The sequence below is a fragment of the Halomonas koreensis genome, assembly GCF_031451675.1.
GTDB lineage: Bacteria > Pseudomonadota > Gammaproteobacteria > Pseudomonadales > Halomonadaceae > Halomonas > Halomonas koreensis.
Window position 1 is genome coordinate 1 of the sequence record NZ_JARWAK010000031.1, and the last position, 3,262, is coordinate 3,262.

Below are 3,262 nucleotides of genomic sequence, written 5' to 3' on the forward strand. Positions count from 1 at the left end.
TTTCTTCCTTCTTCGCTCTTATGACTTCCGACTGTTCTTCGAACAGTCGCTCTTTAACAATGTGAATCATGCTGACAAAGTTCCTTTCGAAAGAAAGGACATGAGATACGTCTCAAGCGTATCCGGCAATTGTCGTGACGTCATCGCGGATCAGACCCCTTGGGGTTATATGGTCAAGCGATGAAGCGCACACGGTGGATGCCTTGGCAGCCAGAGGCGATGAAGGACGTGGAAGCCTGCGATAAGGCTCGGCGAGGTGGCAAACAACCTGCGACCCGGGCATTTCCGAATGGGGAAACCCACTCAGGGCAACCTGAGTATCCTGCACTGAATCTATAGGTGCAGGAGGCGAACCGGGGGAACTGAAACATCTAAGTACCCCGAGGAAAAGAAATCAACCGAGATTCCCCCAGTAGCGGCGAGCGAACGGGGACCAGCCCTTAAGCATGTGACCGGTTAGGCGAATGAGCTGGGAAGCTCAACGACACAGGGTGATAGTCCCGTAGTCGAAAACCTGATCATGTGAAATCGAGTAGGTCGGGGCACGTGAAACCTTGACTGAAGACGGGGGGACCATCCTCCAAGGCTAAATACTCCTGGCTGACCGATAGTGAACCAGTACCGTGAGGGAAAGGCGAAAAGAACCCCGGAGAGGGGAGTGAAATAGACCCTGAAACCGTGTGCGTACAAGCAGTGGGAGCAGACTCGTTCTGTGACCGCGTACCTTTTGTATAATGGGTCAGCGACTTATTTTCAGTGGCGAGCTTAACCGTATAGGGGAGGCGTAGGGAAACCGAGTCTTAACTGGGCGACCAGTCGCTGGAAATAGACCCGAAACCGGGCGATCTATCCATGAGCAGGTTGAAGGTTGAGTAACATCAACTGGAGGACCGAACCAGGATCTGTTGAAAAAGATTTGGATGACTTGTGGATCGGAGTGAAAGGCTAATCAAGCCCGGAGATAGCTGGTTCTCCTCGAAAGCTATTTAGGTAGCGCCTCACGTATCACCGCCGGGGGTAGAGCACTGTTTCGGCTAGGGGGTCATCCCGACTTACCAAACCGAGGCAAACTCCGAATACCGGTGAGTGCAGCGTGGGAGACACACAGCGGGTGCTAACGTCCGTTGTGAAAAGGGAAACAACCCAGACCGTCAGCTAAGGTCCCGAAATCCTGGTTAAGTGGGAAACGATGTGGGAAGGCTTAGACAGCTAGGAGGTTGGCTTAGAAGCAGCCATCCTTTAAAGAAAGCGTAATAGCTCACTAGTCGAGTCGGCCTGCGCGGAAGATGTAACGGGGCTCAAACCAGGTACCGAAGCTACGGGTTCATCGAATGATGAGCGGTAGAGGAGCGTCGTGTACGCCGACGAAGGTCAATCGAGAGGTTGGCTGGAGGTATCACGAGTGCGAATGCTGACATGAGTAACGATAAGGGGAGTGAAAAACTCCCCCGCCGGAAGACCAAGGGTTTCTGTTCGACGCTAATCGGAGCAGAGTGAGTCGGCCCCTAAGGCGAGGCCGAAAGGCGTAGTCGATGGGAAACGGGTCAATATTCCCGTACCTCACTGTATTGCGATGGGGGGACGAAGAAGGCTAGGTGAGCCAGGCGTTGGTTGTCCTGGTGAAAGTCAGTAGGCTGGGGAATCAGGCAAATCCGGTGCCCCAAGGCCGAGAGACGAGACGAACAGACTACGGTCTGGAAGTCATCGATGCCACGCTTCCAGGAAAAGCCTCTAAGCTTCAGATACAGTGGGACCGTACCCCAAACCGACACAGGTGGTCAGGGTGAGAATCCCAAGGCGCTTGAGAGAACTCGGGTGAAGGAACTAGGCAAAATGGTGCCGTAACTTCGGGAGAAGGCACGCCGGTATTAGGTGAAACCCCTCGCGGGTGGAGCTGACGCCGGTCGAAGATACCAGGTGGCTGCAACTGTTTACTAAAAACACAGTACTCTGCAAACGCGTAAGCGGACGTATAGGGTATGACGCCTGCCCGGTGCCGGAAGGTTAATTGATGGTGTTAGCGCAAGCGAAGCTCCTGATCGAAGCCCCGGTAAACGGCGGCCGTAACTATAACGGTCCTAAGGTAGCGAAATTCCTTGTCGGGTAAGTTCCGACCTGCACGAATGGCGTAATGATGGCCACGCTGTCTCCACCCGAGACTCAGTGAAATTGAAATCGCAGTGAAGATGCTGTGTACCCGCGGCTAGACGGAAAGACCCCGTGAACCTTTACTACAGCTTCACACTGGACGCTGATGTTGCTTGTGTAGGATAGCTGGGAGGCTTGGAAACCGTAGCGCCAGCTACGGTGGAGCCAACCTTGAAATACCAGCCTGGCATCATTGGCGTTCTAACTCAGGTCCGTGATCCGGATCGAGGACCGTGTGTGGTGGGTAGTTTGACTGGGGCGGTCTCCTCCCAAAGCGTAACGGAGGAGCACGAAGGTACCCTCAGCACGGTTGGAAATCGTGCAATGAGTGCAAGAGCATAAGGGTGCTTAACTGCGAGACAGACACGTCGAGCAGGTACGAAAGTAGGTTCTAGTGATCCGGTGGTTCTGTATGGAAGGGCCATCGCTCAACGGATAAAAGGTACTCCGGGGATAACAGGCTGATACCGCCCAAGAGTTCACATCGACGGCGGTGTTTGGCACCTCGATGTCGGCTCATCACATCCTGGGGCTGAAGTCGGTCCCAAGGGTATGGCTGTTCGCCATTTAAAGTGGTACGCGAGCTGGGTTTAGAACGTCGTGAGACAGTTCGGTCCCTATCTGCCGTGGGCGTTGGAGATTTGAGAAGCGCTGCTCCTAGTACGAGAGGACCGGAGTGGACGTACCTCTGGTGTTCCGGTTGTCACGCCAGTGGCATTGCCGGGTAGCTATGTACGGACGGGATAACCGCTGAAAGCATCTAAGCGGGAAGCCCCCTTCAAGATGAGATCTCCCCGAGGCCTCGAGCCTCCTGAAGGACCCAGCAAGACCAGCTGGTTGATAGGTCGGGTGTGGAAGCGCTGCAAGGCGTTGAGCTAACCGATACTAATTGTCCGTGAGGCTTGACCATATAACACCCAAGTGGTCTGTCGATGACGGACGACAGCGGATACGCGAGACGTAACTCGCCAGCATGATTCGCATTCCTTTTTCGCCTGACGACCATAGCGTGCGGGAACCACCTGATCCCTTGCCGAACTCAGCAGTGAAACCGCTCAGCGCCGATGGTAGTGTGGGAGTTCCCATGCGAGAGTAGGTCATCGTCAGGCACTTA

Annotated in this window: 1 protein-coding gene and 2 rRNA genes; all 3 read left to right on the forward strand. The window is 54.5% G+C overall.

Annotated elements, in window-relative coordinates; translation table 11 throughout:
- The coding region (locus tag QC818_RS18270; protein WP_309654300.1) for a hypothetical protein at positions 1-184 on the forward strand (184 nt) is incomplete at its 5' end.
- Positions 172-3,058: ribosomal RNA gene (locus QC818_RS18275) — 23S ribosomal RNA — on the forward strand. The genes QC818_RS18270 and QC818_RS18275, both read left to right, overlap by 13 nt.
- A gap of 84 nt (positions 3,059-3,142) precedes the next feature.
- Positions 3,143-3,257: ribosomal RNA gene (gene rrf / locus QC818_RS18280) — 5S ribosomal RNA — on the forward strand.
- Positions 3,258-3,262 lie beyond the last annotated feature (5 nt).